Annotated in this window: 13 protein-coding genes; 3 read left to right on the top strand and 10 right to left on the bottom strand. The window is 54.4% G+C overall.

Going from position 1 to position 15,497, the window contains the following annotated elements; genetic code table 11:
- Nucleotides 1–7 precede the first annotated feature (7 nt).
- Nucleotides 8–4,468, bottom strand: a complete 4,461-nt coding sequence (gltB, locus tag ABOC97_RS05765; RefSeq protein ID WP_349595084.1) for a glutamate synthase large subunit — start codon at nt 4,466–4,468, stop codon at nt 8–10.
- 683 nt (nt 4,469–5,151) lie between these two features.
- Here gltB and ABOC97_RS05770 point away from each other — a divergent pair.
- The 3 genes from ABOC97_RS05770 (at nt 5,152) to mtgA (ending at nt 9,542) form a co-directional block, all read left to right on the top strand.
- Nucleotides 5,152–6,078 (top strand): TIGR01212 family radical SAM protein, encoded by a 927-nt coding sequence (locus ABOC97_RS05770; RefSeq protein WP_349595087.1) that lies wholly within the window; start codon nt 5,152–5,154, stop codon nt 6,076–6,078.
- A gap of 178 nt (nt 6,079–6,256) precedes the next feature.
- On the top strand, nt 6,257–8,596 hold the full coding sequence (arcB, locus tag ABOC97_RS05775) for an aerobic respiration two-component sensor histidine kinase ArcB (RefSeq protein WP_349595090.1): 2,340 nt from the start codon (nt 6,257–6,259) through the stop codon (nt 8,594–8,596).
- Between the two features lie 226 nt (nt 8,597–8,822).
- The gene (gene mtgA / locus ABOC97_RS05780) at nt 8,823–9,542 is read left to right on the top strand and encodes a monofunctional biosynthetic peptidoglycan transglycosylase (protein ID WP_349595093.1); all 720 of its coding nucleotides are present in this window, start codon (nt 8,823–8,825) and stop codon (nt 9,540–9,542) included.
- A gap of 61 nt (nt 9,543–9,603) precedes the next feature.
- On the opposite strand, the gene npr is transcribed toward mtgA, so the two are convergent.
- From npr to kdsC, 9 genes are read right to left on the bottom strand one after another with little or no spacing between them, the layout of a single operon-like run.
- The gene (npr, locus tag ABOC97_RS05785; protein WP_052283608.1) at nt 9,604–9,876 is read right to left on the bottom strand and encodes a PTS phosphocarrier protein NPr; all 273 of its coding nucleotides are present in this window, start codon (nt 9,874–9,876) and stop codon (nt 9,604–9,606) included.
- Nucleotides 9,873–10,727, bottom strand: coding sequence for an RNase adapter RapZ (gene rapZ / locus ABOC97_RS05790; protein ID WP_234505798.1), 855 nt, complete (start codon nt 10,725–10,727; stop codon nt 9,873–9,875). Before rapZ ends, npr begins: the two co-directional genes overlap by 4 nt.
- A gap of 33 nt (nt 10,728–10,760) precedes the next feature.
- Nucleotides 10,761–11,249 (bottom strand): PTS IIA-like nitrogen regulatory protein PtsN, encoded by a 489-nt coding sequence (gene ptsN / locus ABOC97_RS05795; protein ID WP_061281622.1) that lies wholly within the window; start codon nt 11,247–11,249, stop codon nt 10,761–10,763.
- A gap of 57 nt (nt 11,250–11,306) precedes the next feature.
- A complete protein-coding gene (hpf, locus tag ABOC97_RS05800) occupies nt 11,307–11,594 on the bottom strand; it encodes a ribosome hibernation promoting factor (RefSeq protein WP_349595099.1) in 288 nt (95 codons plus the stop codon).
- A gap of 22 nt (nt 11,595–11,616) precedes the next feature.
- Entirely contained in the window at nt 11,617–13,050 is a 1,434-nt protein-coding gene (gene rpoN, locus ABOC97_RS05805; RefSeq protein ID WP_349595102.1) for an RNA polymerase factor sigma-54, read from the bottom strand.
- 44 nt (nt 13,051–13,094) lie between these two features.
- Complete coding sequence (gene lptB, locus ABOC97_RS05810) at nt 13,095–13,820, bottom strand: LPS export ABC transporter ATP-binding protein (RefSeq protein WP_234505788.1); 726 nt, start codon at nt 13,818–13,820, stop codon at nt 13,095–13,097.
- 6 nt (nt 13,821–13,826) lie between these two features.
- Nucleotides 13,827–14,381, bottom strand: a complete 555-nt coding sequence (lptA, locus tag ABOC97_RS05815) for a lipopolysaccharide ABC transporter substrate-binding protein LptA (RefSeq protein WP_234505785.1) — start codon at nt 14,379–14,381, stop codon at nt 13,827–13,829.
- Nucleotides 14,350–14,925, bottom strand: a complete 576-nt coding sequence (gene lptC, locus ABOC97_RS05820; protein WP_349595106.1) for an LPS export ABC transporter periplasmic protein LptC — start codon at nt 14,923–14,925, stop codon at nt 14,350–14,352. The genes lptA and lptC overlap by 32 nt, the downstream gene beginning before the upstream one ends.
- Nucleotides 14,922–15,488: a 3-deoxy-manno-octulosonate-8-phosphatase KdsC gene (kdsC, locus tag ABOC97_RS05825; protein ID WP_349595109.1), complete on the bottom strand. Its 567-nt coding sequence runs from the start codon at nt 15,486–15,488 to the stop codon at nt 14,922–14,924. The genes lptC and kdsC overlap by 4 nt, the downstream gene beginning before the upstream one ends.
- Nucleotides 15,489–15,497 lie beyond the last annotated feature (9 nt).

The raw sequence follows: 15,497 nt of genomic DNA on the forward strand, positions 1-15,497 counted from the left end.
TGACCCCTTACTGCGCCTGCACACGCAGCTCTGCTGCGCTACGACTACGGTGACCCAACAGTGCTTTCACATCACTGGATTTCGGTTTAACCAGCGCGAATTTCGCGGAGAACGCCGGCCAGTTCGCCAGGATCTCTTCACCACGTGATGAACCGGTCAGCTGTACGTGCTCGGTAATCAGACCACGCAGATGCTCTTCGTGAATCGCCAGGGTTTCGACGCCCAGCACTTCCACCAGTTCCGGGTTCACGCGTTTGCGGAAATCACCGTCTTCGTCCAGCACGTAGGCGAAGCCGCCCGTCATACCGGCACCGAAGTTAACGCCCGTTTTTCCGAGGATACAGACGATGCCACCGGTCATGTATTCACAGCCGTTGTCGCCGATACCTTCGACGACGGTAATCGCGCCGGAGTTACGTACGCCGAAACGTTCGCCCGCGCGGCCTGCAGCGTACAGACGACCACCGGTCGCGCCGTACAGACAGGTGTTACCGATAATGCTCGCTTCGTGGCTGCGGAAGGCGGAGCCCACCGGAGGACGAATGGCCAGCAGGCCGCCCGCCATGCCTTTACCGACATAGTCGTTGGCATCGCCGGTCAGGTACAGCTCAACGCCGCCTGCGTTCCACACGCCGAAGCTCTGGCCCGCGGTACCGCTGAAGTGCGCTTTGATTGGGTCTGATGCCAGCCCCTGGTCGCCGTGCGTTTGCGCAATATAGCCAGACAATGATGCGCCCACAGAACGGTCGGTGTTGCGAATATCGAACCAGAAGGTTTTGCTCTGGCGCTCATCAACAAACGGTTTAGCCTGCTGCAACAGCTGAGCGTTCAGCACACCGTTATCAAACGGTGGGTTGTTCTCGGTGCAGAACAGCGCTTTACCTGGATGCGGTTCAGCAGTTTCCAGCAGACGAGACAGCTCCAGCTTCTGCTGCTTGGCGGTGAAGCCTTCCAGCTCTTTGAGCAGGTCGGTACGGCCAATCAGATCCACCAGGCGGGTTACGCCCAGGCTTGCCATCAGCTCGCGAACTTCGCGGGCGATAAATTCAAAGTAGTTGGTCACTTTGAACGGCAGGCCGTGATAGTGGTTCTTACGCAGTTTTTCGTCCTGGGTTGCAACGCCCGTTGCGCAGTTGTTGAGGTGACAAATACGCAGGTATTTACAGCCCAACGCGACCATCGGGCCGGTACCGAAGCCGAAGCTTTCCGCACCAAGAATTGCCGCTTTGATGATATCCACACCGGTTTTCAGACCGCCATCAACCTGCAGACGAATCTTGTGACGCAGGCCGTTAGCGACCAGCGCCTGCTGAGTTTCTACGAGGCCTAGTTCCCATGGACAGCCGGCATATTTCACTGAAGAAAGCGGGCTTGCCCCGGTGCCACCGTCGTAACCGGCGATGGTTATCAGATCCGCGTAGGCTTTGGCCACACCGGTGGCGATGGTGCCGACGCCCGGTTCGGAAACCAGCTTCACGGAGATCATCGCTTTCGGGTTAACCTGTTTTAAGTCGAAAATCAGCTGCGCTAAGTCCTCGATAGAGTAAATATCGTGGTGCGGCGGCGGGGAGATCAGCGTCACGCCAGGTACCGAATAACGCAGTTTGGCGATGTACGGGGTGACTTTATCACCCGGCAACTGACCACCTTCGCCAGGCTTCGCGCCTTGAGCGACTTTAATTTGGATGACGTCGGCATTGACCAGATACGCTGGCGTCACGCCGAAACGGCCAGAAGCCACCTGTTTGATGCGCGACACTTTGTTGGTGCCGTAGCGCGCCGGGTCTTCGCCGCCTTCGCCGGAGTTAGAGTTGCCGCCGATGCTGTTCATCGCTTCCGCCAGCGCTTCATGCGCTTCCGGGCTCAGCGCACCGATAGACATCGCTGCCGTATCGAAACGCTTGAACAGCGAGCTGGCAGGCTCAACGTCGGCCAGATCAACGGTATCGCCGTTCGGGGCAATCGCCAGCAAATCACGCAGCGTCGCCGCTGGGCGTTCGTTAACCAGCTTGGCGTATTCCTGATAATCACTGTATTCGCCGCTTTGTACCGCCTGTTGCAGGGTGCGCACCACGTCCGGGTTGTAGGCGTGATATTCGCCGCCGTGGACGTATTTCAGCAGGCCGCCCTGATCCAGCGGTTTACGCGCCAGCCAGGCACGCTTCGACAGATTCAGCAGATCCTGCTGGAAGTCGTCGAACGATGCGCCGCCGATACGACTAACCACGCCCTGGAAGCAGTGGCTGACTACGTCATCGTGCAGGCCAACCGCTTCAAACAGTTTGGAGCAACGGTAGGAGGCGATAGTCGAGATGCCCATTTTGGACATGATCTTGTACAGACCTTTGTTGATGCCGTTACGGTAGTTCAGCATCACCGTGCGGTAATCTTTTTCGATAGCGTGGGTGTCAATCAGACGCCCCAGCGTTTCGTAGGCCAGGTACGGATAGATAGCCGTTGCGCCAAAGCCGAGCAGCACCGCAAAGTGGTGCGGATCGCGGGCGCTAGCGGTTTCGACGATGATGTTGGCATCGCAGCGCAGGCTCTTATCTACCAGACGCGCCTGAACCGCGCCTACCGCCATTGGTGCCGGCACCGGCAGACGATTTTTGGCAATATTACGGTCGGAGAGAACCAGCAGAACGGTACCGTCGCGGACCATCTGTTCGGCTTTATCACACAGCGTTTTTACCGTCTCTTCCAGGCTGGTTTCAGTCACATCGAAGGTGATATCCAGCGTGTCAGCGCGGTAGTGCTCTTCCTTCATCGTGGTGAGCTGATTGAAATCGGAGTACAGCAGAATCGGCGATTTGAAGCTCAGGCGGTGCGCCTGGCCTTCCGCTTCGCAGAAGACGTTCATCTCACGACCAATGCTGGTGGCCAGCGACATGACGTGCGCTTCACGCAGCGGATCGATTGGCGGGTTAGTGACCTGCGCAAACTGCTGACGGAAGTAGTCATAAATAATGCGTGGCTGGCTGGAGAGCACGGCAAACGGGGTATCATCACCCATTGAACCGACCGCTTCCTGACCATTTTCGCCCAGCACGCGCAGAACGGAGTCCAGCTCTTCCGCGCTGTAGTTAAACTGTTTCTGGTAGCTGGCGAGGGTATCGTCGTCCAATTCACGGCTACCCACGCGATCGTCAGACAGGTCTTCGAACGGCACCAGGCGGCGAACGTTTTTCTCCATCCACTCTTTATACGGGTGGCGGCTTTTCAGATCGTCATCGGTTTCTGCCGAGTGCAGAATACGGCCAGAACGGGTGTCGATAACCATCAGTTCGCCCGGGCCTACACGGCCTTTTTCGACCACTTCATCAGGCTGGTAGTCCCAGATACCGACTTCAGAGGCGCAGGTGATGAGCTTATCTTTGGTGATGACGTAGCGTGCCGGGCGCAGACCGTTACGGTCCAGGTTACAGGCAGCGTAGCGACCGTCGGACATAACGATACCCGCAGGACCATCCCACGGTTCCATGTGCATGGAGTTAAAGTCGAAGAATGAACGCAGATCCGGGTCCATATCCGGGTTGTTCTGCCAGGCCGGTGGTACCAGTAAACGCATCGCGCGAATGATGTCCATACCGCCTGCCAGCAGCAGCTCCAGCATGTTATCCATCGAGCTTGAGTCGGAGCCGGTTTCATTGACGAACGGCGCGGCGTCGTGCAGATCCGGGATCAACGGAGTCTGGAATTTATAGGTACGGGCGCGCGCCCACTGGCGGTTGCCGGTAATGGTGTTGATTTCACCGTTGTGCGCCAGATAGCGGAACGGCTGCGCCAGCGGCCAGCGCGGCACGGTGTTGGTGGAGAAGCGCTGGTGGAACAGGCAGATAGCTGATTCCAGGCGCAGGTCCGCAAGATCCAGGTAGAAGCGCGGCAAATCCGCCGGCATACACAGACCTTTATAGATGTTGACCAGGTTAGACAGGCTACAAACGTAGAAGTCTTTATCTTCCTGGAGACGTTTTTCGATACGGCGGCGCGCAATGAACAGGCGACGTTCCATATCACGTGGACGCCAGCCCGCAGGGGCGTTCACGAAAATCTGCTCAATACGCGGCAGAGAAGAGAGGGCGATTTCACCTAACACGCCTTCATTGGTTGGCACATCGCGCCAGCCGACGATAGACAGGGTTTCGCGCTGCAGTTCTTCTTCTACAATATGGCGAGCAGCGGCGGCCAGTTCAGGATCTTTATTGAGAAATAGCATCCCGACGGCATAGTTTTTCGCTAAGCGCCAGCCGCGCTCTTCGGCGACGATGCGAAAGAAACGGTCAGGTTTTTGTAGCAGCAGACCACAACCATCGCCAGTTTTACCATCGGCGAGGATTGCACCACGGTGCTGCATGCGGGCCAGTGCGTGTATAGCGGTACGCACTACCTTGTGGCTAGGTTCGCCTTCTATGTGGGCGATCAGGCCGAAACCACAGTTATCCCTCTCAAGGGATTTATCGTACAACATATCAGTGAACCTCCCCAGGCTCTACGAGAGACCCTCTTAATCGATTGCGCGCAAGGCACAGCAAGAGCATGGCGACGGGGTATGGCATTCTTTGCCTACCTCGCATTCGCCCTCTTTTATCCTTTTCGCGTAGGTCACACAAGTTTGAGGACTTGCTTAAGAGGGAATCTCAATTACTGCATAAATATGATGAGCAGGCTGCTCATCCAGAAAGCTTCCAGCGGATTTCCAAGTTATCGGGAATCGATACATAGGTCAAATGGCAATCTTATTTATACAGAAATGTGCTATAGAGTAATTAACGCAATGAATAGTAAAGAAAATGTGACGTTTTGATCTCGTAGAATACGGAATGAAGGGCAGATGTGAGTGTGATCTGTCTCACTATATGAAAGCGCTGTGATAATCGTTATGCGCTGTTTTGCTCGCATTAAGTAGCATTTAATGCTGGCAATGAGTGTGGGGATATGGGATCGCTCTGTTTTTCAACCACGCGTGGATTATTGCAAATTTGTCGGCAGATATAAGCAAAAATAATCACATCACTTGTGAATGAAATTGCAGTTATTTTGATTTGTTATGCAATGAGGTAAAGGGTCTTCATGGCGATTGATCCAGGTCATCGCCGATCGAGACTAAAAATGGCAGGCTTGGCCCCTTTCTTCAGGCCGGTTTATCAGATTATGCAGTTACAAAAATTAGTCAATATGTTTGGTGGCGATCTTACGCGTCGATATGGCGAAAAGGTCCATAAACTGACGCTGCATGGTGGATTTAGCTGCCCGAACCGCGATGGCACCATTGGACGCGGCGGTTGTACGTTCTGCAACGTAGCCTCGTTTGCCGATGAAGCGCAGCAGCACAAGTCGATTGCCGATCAGCTGGCGCATCAGGCGCAGCTGGTGAACCGCGCCAAACGCTATCTGGCCTATTTCCAGGCCTATACCAGTACCTTTGCCGAAGTGCAGGTGCTGCGTTCGATGTACCAGCAGGCGGTAAGCCAGGCCAATATCGTCGGGCTGTGCGTGGGGACGCGCCCGGACTGCGTGCCCGAAGCCGTGCTCGACCTGCTCAGCGAATACCACGAGCAGGGCTACGAAGTGTGGCTGGAGCTGGGGCTGCAAACCGCACACGACAAAACGTTGCACCGTATTAATCGTGGTCATGATTTTGCCTGCTACCAGCAAACCACACGGCTGGCGCGTGAGCGCGGTTTGAAGGTGTGCAGCCACCTTATCGTTGGCTTGCCGGGAGAAGGGCAGGGAGAGTGTCTGGAGACGCTTAAACGGGTGGTTGAGACCGGTGTCGACGGCATTAAGCTGCACCCGCTGCACATCGTGACCGGCAGCATTATGGCGAAGGCCTGGCAAGCCGGGCGTTTGAATGGGATCGAACTGGACGATTATACGGTCATCGCCGGTGAGATGATCCGCCACACGCCGCCGGAGGTGATTTATCACCGTATCTCCGCCAGCGCTCGCCGCCCAACGCTGCTGGCGCCGCTGTGGTGTGAGAACCGTTGGACCGGGATGGTCGAGCTGGATAAGTACCTTAATGAACACGGCGTGCAGGGCTCGGCGCTGGGTACGCCTTGGCTTCAGCCTGATTAGTATTGCGCGGGCGAGGCGTTTACGTTGACCCCGGATTGGCACTGGGATCTTCCTGGTGCCTTCATCGCTCCCTGCATGTCGCCCATTTCACAGATAATCCTCGCATTTTTCGTACAACCTACCGCGCCGCGCCCAGAATTGAGTATTATTGAGCGATGTCGTTGTTAAGGAACTCCTCATGAAGCAAATCCGTATGCTGGCCCAGTATTACGTCGACCTGATGATGAAGTTGGGTCTGGTACGTTTCTCTTTGCTGCTGGCGCTGGCGCTGGTGGTGTTGGCCATCGTCGTTCAAATGGCGGTGACCATGGTGCTGCATGGCCAGGTGGAAAGCATTGATGTTATCCGCTCCATCTTCTTTGGCCTGTTGATCACCCCGTGGGCGGTCTATTTCCTGTCGGTGGTGGTGGAACAGCTTGAAGAGTCGCGGCAACGACTGTCTCGTCTGGTGGAGAAACTCGAAGAGATGCGCGAGCGCGATCTGAAGCTGAACGTGCAGCTTAAGGACAACATCTCGCAGCTTAATCAGGAGATTAGCGACCGTGAGAACGCCGAGGCCGAACGCCAGGTGACGCTGGAGCAACTGAAAATCGAGATGCAGGAGCGTGAAGAGACGCAGATCCGCCTCGAACAACAATCCTCCTTCTTGCGCTCTTTCCTTGATGCCTCGCCGGATTTGGTTTTCTATCGCAATGAAGATAAAGAGTTTTCTGGCTGTAACCGCGCCATGGAGCTGCTGACCGGCAAAAGCGAGAAGCAGCTGATTCACCTGCACCCTGAAGAGGTTTACACCCCAGAAGCAGCGGCTAAAGTCATTGAAACCGATGAGAAAGTTTTCCGTCATAATGTTTCGCTGACCTACGAACAGTGGCTCGATTACCCCGACGGGCGTAAAGCCTGCTTTGAGATCCGCAAAGTGCCGTACTACGATCGTGTGGGTAAACGCCACGGTCTGATGGGCTTTGGCCGTGATATTACCGAACGTAAGCGCTATCAGGATGCGCTTGAGCGCGCCAGCCGCGATAAAACCACCTTTATCTCTACCATCAGCCATGAACTGCGTACGCCGCTAAACGGTATCGTTGGGCTGAGCCGTATTCTGCTCGACACCCATTTGACCGCCGAGCAGGAGAAGTACCTGAAAACCATCCACGTATCGGCGGTGACGCTGGGTAATATCTTTAACGATATTATCGACATGGACAAAATGGAGCGCCGTAAAGTCCAGTTGGATAACCAGCCTGTCGACTTCACCGGTTTTCTGGCCGATCTGGAAAACCTCTCCGGTCTGCAGGCGCAGCAAAAAGGGCTACGCTTCGTGATGGAGCCGACGCTGCCGCTCCCGCATAAAGTGATTACCGACGGTACCCGTCTGCGTCAGATCCTGTGGAATCTGATTAGCAACGCCGTGAAATTTACTCAGCAGGGCAATGTGGTGGTGCGCGTGCGTTACGACGTGGGCGATATGCTGCACTTTGAGGTCGAAGATTCCGGCATCGGTATCCCGCAGGAAGAGCAGGATAAAATCTTCGCCATGTATTATCAGGTGAAAGACAGTCAGGGTGGCAAACCGGCCACCGGCACCGGGATCGGCCTTGCCGTCTCACGCCGCCTGGCGAAAAGTATGGGCGGTGATATAGAAGTTTCCAGCCAGCCGGGACACGGCTCGGTCTTTACCCTGACGGTGCATGCGCCGGCGGTGGCTGAAGAAGTGGAAGATGCGTTTGAAGAAGACGATATGCCGCTGCCAGCGCTGCACGTACTGTTGGTGGAAGACATCGAATTGAACGTGATTGTTGCCCGCTCGGTGCTCGAGAAGCTGGGTAACAGCGTCGATGTCGCCATGACCGGTAAAGCCGCGCTGGAGATGTTCACTCCGGGTGAATATGACCTGGTGTTGCTGGATATTCAGTTGCCGGACATGACCGGGCTGGATATCTCCCGCGAGCTGACGCGTAAATACCACGCCGACGATCTGCCGCCGCTGGTGGCGTTGACGGCTAACGTGCTGAAAGACAAAAAAGAGTATATGGACGCAGGCATGGACGACGTGCTGAGCAAACCGCTCTCGGTACCGGCCCTGACGGCGATGATCAAAAAATTCTGGGATACCGTTGAAGACGAAGAGGAGAGTGCCGTGACCCCTGTTGAGAGTGGTAAATCGCAGCAGCTGCTGGATATTCCGATGCTGGAACAGTACATCGAACTGGTTGGGCCGAAGCTGATTACCGACGGTTTAACCGTGTTTGAGAAGATGATGCCGGGCTACCTGTCGGTGCTGGAATCTAACCTGACCGCCCGGGATAAGAAAGGGATCGTTGAGGAAGGCCATAAAATCAAAGGTGCAGCAGGCTCCATCGGCTTGCGTCATTTGCAGCAGCTTGGACAGCAGATCCAGTCGCCCGATTTACCCGCGTGGTCAGATAACGTCGGTGAATGGGTTGAAGAGATGAAGTCTGAGTGGCAACACGATGTGGCGGTATTGAAAGCCTGGGTAGCGGCGGCTGGAAAAAAATGACCCCGGTCAAGCCGGGGTGCGCGAATACTGCGCCAACACCAGGGAACTGGTGGTTGCGTCAGATACTTGACATGATTTTGATTTTTTTGACACAACCTGAATTACGATTGCACGTTCAATAAGATAGCAAATCTTATAATGATTGTTACGTGAATCAGTAAAATGTGTGAACCATAGCGTCTTAATCAGAAATATTAATCAGTGTCAGAGGGTTAGCGTGAGGAAGATGGCTTTTAGAAGAGTAGCGGGGCTTAAACGTCTGTTAGGGCGTCTGTTGTTGCTGCTGGCACTTTTCTGGGGCGGCGGCATTGCGCTATTCAGTATTTTACCGGTTCCATTTTCTGCAGTGATGATTGAACGTCAGGTTGGGGCGTGGCTAACGGGAAACTTTAGCTACGTTGCTCATTCGGATTGGGTCAGCATGGATGAGATGTCACCGTGGATGGGGCTGGCGGTGATTGCCGCAGAAGATCAGAAATTCCCCGATCACTGGGGGTTTGATGTATCGGCAATTGAAAAAGCGCTGGCCCACAATGAGCGCAACGAAAACCGTATTCGCGGGGCTTCTACTCTGTCGCAGCAGACGGCGAAAAATCTGTTTCTGTGGGATGGACGAAGCTGGGTGCGCAAAGGCTTAGAGGCCGGTCTGACGCTCGGTATTGAGACCGTGTGGAGCAAGAAGCGCATTCTGACCGTCTACCTGAATATCGCCGAGTTTGGCGATGGCGTGTTTGGCGTGGAGGCGGCGTCTCAGCGCTACTTCCACAAACCGGCTAGCAAAATGACGATGGCGGAAGCGGCGCTGCTTGCTGCCGTGCTGCCAAACCCGATTCGTTTCAAGGCTAATGCGCCGTCAGGCTATGTGCGCAGTCGTCAGGCGTGGATTTTACGCCAGATGAGGCAGTTGGGTGGGGAAGGGTTTATGCGGGAGAATAAGCTTTATTAGCCTGATTCACGTGGTGTTACCCAGCTTGTAGCCGAATGGCGGCGCAAGCGCCCCATCCGGTCTAGTCTTCGTCGAAACCGGCGTTAAACAGCGCGATCACCGCTGCCAGCGCTTCGACTTCCTGCGGCCCGGTGGCTTCGACTTCAATCTGCCGCCCTTTGGCCGAGTCCAGCATCAGTAGCGCAATCACGCTGTTGGCTTCCGCTTCGGTGCCTTCATCATTACGCAGCAGCACTTCAGCGTCGAAATCCTGCATCAGTTCGAACAGCTTCATGGCTGGGCGGGCGTGCATGCCCAGCTTATTGGTGATTTCAACGGTCTGCTTTACGGTCATGATTTACGTTTTTCCAGCGTCCGATGACGAGACTGCACGTTCTTACCGCGCGAGCGGAAGTAGTCAGCCAGCTGTTCGGCAACATAGACCGAACGGTGCTTACCGCCAGTACAACCAATGGCTACCGTTAAATAGCTGCGGTTGTTGGTTTCCAGCATAGGTAACCATAGCTCAAGATAGCTACGCGTCTGGTAAATAAAGTTGTGTACTTCCGTATGGCGATCGAGGAAGGCGGCTACCGGCTTATCGAGCCCGGTCATTGGGCGCAGCTTCGGATCCCAGTGTGGGTTTGGCAGGAAGCGCACGTCAAAGACGTAATCAGCGTCAATTGGAATACCGTGCTTGAAGCCGAAGGACTCAAACACCATCGTCAACTCGCGTTCACGTTTACCCAGCAGGCGGGTACGCAGCATTTCAGCCAGCTCGTGGACGGACATTTCAGAAGTATCAACGATGAGGTCGGCGCGCGAGCGCAGCGGTTCCAGCAGATTGCTCTCTTCATCGATGGCGCTTTCCAGCGACAGATTTTTACTCGACAGCGGATGCAAACGGCGAGTGTCGCTGTAGCGACGAATCAGCGTGTTGCGGTCGGCATCAAGGAACAGTAGCTGAGGTGAGAAGTTCTCCGGCAGACTTTCCATCGCCCGTTCGAAGATTTCCGGTGATTCCGGCATGTTACGCACGTCGATGCTGACGGCCGCCGATATTTCACGATCGGCCAGGGTTTTTGCCAGCTCAGGCAGCAGCACAACCGGGAGGTTGTCGACGCAGTAAAACCCCATATCTTCCAGCGCGCGCAGGGCAACAGACTTTCCCGAGCCAGAGCGGCCGCTGACGATCATCAGTACCATGTACCGTTTCTCCTCAGTACGATGTGATGTCCATTATTCATCATCGTGGGTTTCCGTATCGGTGATGATTTGATAGAGCTCTTCGTCGCTCTGCGCCGAGCGCAGACGGCGACAAATGGTTTTATCCGCCAGACGTTTCGCCACCAAAGAGAGCGTATGCAGGTGGGTTTTGGTCTGGTCGGCCGGCACCAGTAGCGCAAACAGCAAATCAACAGGCTGATTATCGATGGCGTCGAAGGCAATCGGCGTTTCCAGTTGCACAAAGACACCCACCGCGCGCAGCGTATCCTCTTCCAGTTTACCGTGAGGAATAGCGATGCCGTTGCCGATGCCGGTACTGCCCATCTTTTCACGGGTCAGAATGGCTTCGAACACCACCTGCGGAGGCAGGCTAAGCTGTTTAGCCGCCAGCTCGCTGATGATTTCCAGCGCACGTTTTTTACTCTGACAGTGCACTGCACTGCGGGTACATTCCTGGTTAAGGACATTGCTCAGTTGAAGAGCCGAATCATTATTTGTCATAATTTCACCTAAGCACCGCCCGATATGCGGGGGCATATCGGGCGATCGCTCGGACAATCAGTGTTGTTTTAGTTTATCTTTGTGTTTATTCAACTGTCTCGACAGTTTGTCGATCAAGCCGTCGATGGCGGCGTACATATCCTTCCCTTCCGCACTGGCATGAAGTTCGCCGCCGTTAACATGCAATGTTGCATCCGAGATGTGCGTCAATTTTTCCACTTTTAACACAATATAGACCTGATTGATCCTCTCGAAATACTGTTCGAGCTTAACGAATTTCGCATTGACGAATTCGCGCATCGCTTCGGTAATTTCGACGTTGTGTCCAGTGATGTTGAGCTGCATAGTGTCTTCCTTATCAGTAGAGTCAGACCAGTTGTTTACGCTGGTTAGACGGCGGGATGGATAAAGACTCTCGGTACTTTGCAACGGTACGCCGTGCCACCATGATACCCTGTTCAGAGAGCAGGGTGGTCAGTTTACTGTCGCTCAGTGGTTTCGCGGGATTTTCCGCGGCAATTAATTTCTTCACCAATGCGCGAATTGCCGTGGAAGAGGCTTCGCCTCCGCCTTCGGTACTCACGTGGCTGGAGAAGAAATACTTAAGCTCAAAAATGCCCCGTGGGCTATGCAAATACTTTTGCGTGGTAACACGCGAAATCGTGGACTCGTGCATCTCGACGGTCTGGGCGATATCCGCCAGCACCATCGGTTTCATATGTTCTTCGCCGAGATCGAAAAAGGCCTGCTGCTGTTCAACGATGCAGCGACTGACGCGCAGCAGAGTATCGTTACGGCTCTCAAGACTCTTAATCAGCCATTTGGCATCCTGCAGGTTGCTGCGGATAAACTGGCTATCGGCGTCGTTACGGGCGTTATTACACATACCAGCGTAGTGCTGGTTTATCTGCAAACGCGGAATACTGTCGGCATTCAGCTCAACCATCCAGCGGCCGTTGACCTTACGGACCAATACGTCAGGAATCACGTATTCCGGCTCACCGGTCTGGATCGACTGGCCCGGGCGCGGATCTAACGATTGAATTAGATCGACGGCTTCCTTCAATACGTCTTCTTTCAGACGCGTGACGCGCATAAGCGAGCGGAAGTCATGGTTGGCGAGGAGATCAAGATGCTCGGCAATGATCAGCCGTGCTTCGGTAATTCGCGGTGTGTCTGGGCTGAATTGTGAAAGCTGGATCAACAGGCAGTCACGCAGATCTTTAGCGGCTACGCCAACCGGATCGAAGCGCTGGATACGTTTAAGAACCGCTTCCACTTCATCAAGGCCGATTTCGTCATTGCCGATACTCTCACGAATATCTTCCAGCGTGACGGTGAGATAGCCCGTTTCATCTACGGCATCAACAATCGACGTGGCAATGGCGCGGTCGGTGTCGGTAAACGGCGTCAGCTCAACCTGCCACATCAGATAGTCCTGCAAGGACTGGGTGGTTTCACCCTGATAGACCGGCAGCTCGTCGTCCTGATAATCAACCCCGGTGCCTGACGGCGTCCCGGCGGTGTAGATTTCATCCCAGCTAGCGTCTAGCGGCAGCTCTTCAGGCATCTCTGCCTTTTCCAGCGCGTCGACGCTATCCAGCGTTTCGGTATCAACGGTTTCCTGGGTTTCTACTTCCTCGTGAAGATCGGTTTGCTCAAGCAGCGGATTGCTTTCCAGTGCTTGCTGGAGTTCTTGCTGAAGTTCCAGCGTTGACAATTGCAACAGACGGATCGCCTGTTGCAACTGCGGCGTCATGGCAAGCTGTTGGCTGAGCCTTAATTGCAAACCTTGCTTCATGTTCAGAACGAATCTCTCCCGCTAACGTCGTTAACCATACCCTATCAGAGTCTGAAGTCTTCCCCAAGATACACGCGTTTAACTTGTTCGTCTTGTAGGATCTCTTGAGGTGTTCCGTGGGCAATCAAATGCCCCTGGCTGACGATATAGGCGCGCTCACAGACCGCTAATGTTTCGCGCACATTATGGTCGGTGATAAGGACGCCAAGGCCGCTGTCGCGCAGGTGTTCGATAATACGTTTGATGTCGATAACAGAGATCGGGTCAACGCCGGCAAACGGTTCATCCAGCAGGATAAATTTAGGGTTTGCCGCCAGCGCACGGGCAATTTCTACACGGCGGCGCTCACCACCGGAGAGTGCCTGGCCTAAGTTGTCACGCAGGTGTTCAATGTGGAACTCTTCCATCAGCTCTTTGGCGCGGTCTTCACGCTGTTCGGCGCTCAGATCGTCACGGATCTGTAGCACCGCCATCAGGTTGTCATAGACGCTCAGACGACGGAAAATAGAAGCTTCCTGCGGCAGATAGCCAATCCCGCGACGGGCACGGGCGTGCAGCGGTAGTAAGCTGATGTCTTCATCATCGATGATGATATTGCCGGCGTCGCGCGGAACAATCCCTACCACCATGTAGAAGGTAGTGGTTTTACCCGCGCCGTTAGGCCCGAGAAGGCCGACAATCTCACCGGAATTCACGGTCAGACTGACATCTTCCACGACGCGACGGCCTTTGTATGCTTTCGCCAGGTTTTTTGCAGTTAATGTCGCCATAACGAATTAGTTACTCTTTTTCTGGGCCGGGGCCTGGCCTTTGGATTTGTCCTGAATCTGCGACGGAACCAGAACGGTGGTGACGCGTTTACCTTTGTCGCTAAACGCCTGCATTTTCTGCTCTTTCACCAGGTAGGTAATCTTGTCGCCTTTAATATTGCTATCAAGCTGCTCAAGATAAGCGTTGCCGGTCAGCACCACGAAATCGTTCTGCAGTTCATAGTGCATTTTTGACGCATGGCCTTTCACTGGTTTGCCGTTGTCCTGCATCTGGTAGAAGGTCGCCGGATTACCGTAGCCGTCGATCACCTCTTTGCCCTTTTGATCCGCCGGGCGAGTCACCACGACTTTGTCGGCATTAATTTTGATCGTGCCCTGCGTCACCACCACGTTGCCGGTGAAGGTAACAATATTGCCCTGCATATCCAGCGACTGCTGATCGGATTCAATATGAATCGGCTGATCGGTATCTCCGGTAAGCGCCATTGCCGGCAGGCTAGCCGCTAACAAGGAACCCGCGAGCGCCAGCTTAAGGCTGAGTTTGTTTGTTCTGAATTTCATAAGAGGTTCTAACCTTTTCAATCAGCTCGGCGGTTTTGCTGCGTAAATTGCCGCGCATTTTCAGGCCGCTGGAATTAAATGATGTTCCGTATAACGTCACGAGGTCGTCAGAGGCAACGTCCTGAGTAATCAGGTTCACCTGGGCATTATCCGTCGTAATCTTACGCAGTTGTGCATCTTCTGTCAGCGCGTTGATTTCAACGTGCCCGTAGAGGTACAGCATGCGATCGTTAGTCAGTTTGGCTTTATCTGCTTTAATCGACCAGGTTGGTACTTTATTAGTATCAAAAGTTGTCAGTACCGGGCGGGTAAACCACGACAGTGCCTGATCGGAAAAATACTCCACGTGCTCGGCAATTAACCGGTAGCTGAGCGCGCCTTCCGGGCTGTAAACCACGGTATCGGTATGTTCGCTTTGATAGGTCGGATCATTGGCATTCGCCACATACTGGCTGGTATCGTCCTTGTCGGCAAGATTCAGGCCGATGAGGACCAGTGCCGTCAGTGCGAGCAGAATAATCACCCAACGTCTGGTTTTACTCATATCGATTGCCCTTTGGCTTCGTCCAGCTTACCTTGTGCCAGCAGTAACAGGTCGCACACTTCGCGGACAGCGCCGCGGCCACCCGCAATACGGGTGACGTAATCTGCGCGTGGCAGCAGCAGCGGGTGCGCATCGGCAACGGCGACGCTTAAGCCGATTTCTGCCATCACCGGCCAGTCAATCAAATCGTCGCCAACGTAGGCAACTTCATCCGGCTGCACGTCGAGCTTCGCCAGCAGTTCGCGGTAGGCGATGAGCTTATCTGACTGCCCCTGATAGAGATGGGTGATGCCAAGCGTTGTGCAACGGTCTTCTAACAGTTTAGCTTTTCGCCCGGTAATAATCGCCACATCGATACCTGAGGTGAGGGCGCAGCGAATACCGTAGCCATCACGCACGTTGAAGGCTTTTAGCTCTTCACCGTTGTTACCCATATAGATAAGGCCGTCCGAGAGCACCCCGTCAACATCGAGGATCAACAGGCGAATTTTTTCCGCCTGCGCAATAAATTGTGGGCTCACCGGGCCATAACAGGTGGCGACCGGGGTAACAGCATGACTCATTCTTTATAT

The organism is Kluyvera huaxiensis (genome assembly GCF_040149365.1).
Lineage (GTDB): Bacteria > Pseudomonadota > Gammaproteobacteria > Enterobacterales > Enterobacteriaceae > Kluyvera > Kluyvera intermedia_A.

What these genes read in the sequence shown, in the direction of transcription:
- ptsN (WP_061281622.1), bottom strand. Translation starts at nt 11,249, where the DNA reads ATGACAAATAATGATTCGGCTCTTCAACTGAGCAATGTCCTTAACCAG.
- kdsC (WP_349595109.1), bottom strand. Translation starts at nt 15,488, where the DNA reads ATGAGTCATGCTGTTACCCCGGTCGCCACCTGTTATGGCCCGGTGAGC.
- gltB (WP_349595084.1), bottom strand. Translation starts at nt 4,468, where the DNA reads ATGTTGTACGATAAATCCCTTGAGAGGGATAACTGTGGTTTCGGCCTG.
- lptC (WP_349595106.1), bottom strand. Translation starts at nt 14,925, where the DNA reads ATGAGTAAAACCAGACGTTGGGTGATTATTCTGCTCGCACTGACGGCA.
- npr (WP_052283608.1), bottom strand. Translation starts at nt 9,876, where the DNA reads ATGACCGTAAAGCAGACCGTTGAAATCACCAATAAGCTGGGCATGCAC.
- ABOC97_RS05770 (WP_349595087.1), top strand. Translation starts at nt 5,152, where the DNA reads ATGCAGTTACAAAAATTAGTCAATATGTTTGGTGGCGATCTTACGCGT.
- mtgA (WP_349595093.1), top strand. Translation starts at nt 8,823, where the DNA reads ATGGCTTTTAGAAGAGTAGCGGGGCTTAAACGTCTGTTAGGGCGTCTG.
- rpoN (WP_349595102.1), bottom strand. Translation starts at nt 13,050, where the DNA reads ATGAAGCAAGGTTTGCAATTAAGGCTCAGCCAACAGCTTGCCATGACG.
- rapZ (WP_234505798.1), bottom strand. Translation starts at nt 10,727, where the DNA reads ATGGTACTGATGATCGTCAGCGGCCGCTCTGGCTCGGGAAAGTCTGTT.
- arcB (WP_349595090.1), top strand. Translation starts at nt 6,257, where the DNA reads ATGAAGCAAATCCGTATGCTGGCCCAGTATTACGTCGACCTGATGATG.
- hpf (WP_349595099.1), bottom strand. Translation starts at nt 11,594, where the DNA reads ATGCAGCTCAACATCACTGGACACAACGTCGAAATTACCGAAGCGATG.
- lptA (WP_234505785.1), bottom strand. Translation starts at nt 14,381, where the DNA reads ATGAAATTCAGAACAAACAAACTCAGCCTTAAGCTGGCGCTCGCGGGT.
- lptB (WP_234505788.1), bottom strand. Translation starts at nt 13,820, where the DNA reads ATGGCGACATTAACTGCAAAAAACCTGGCGAAAGCATACAAAGGCCGT.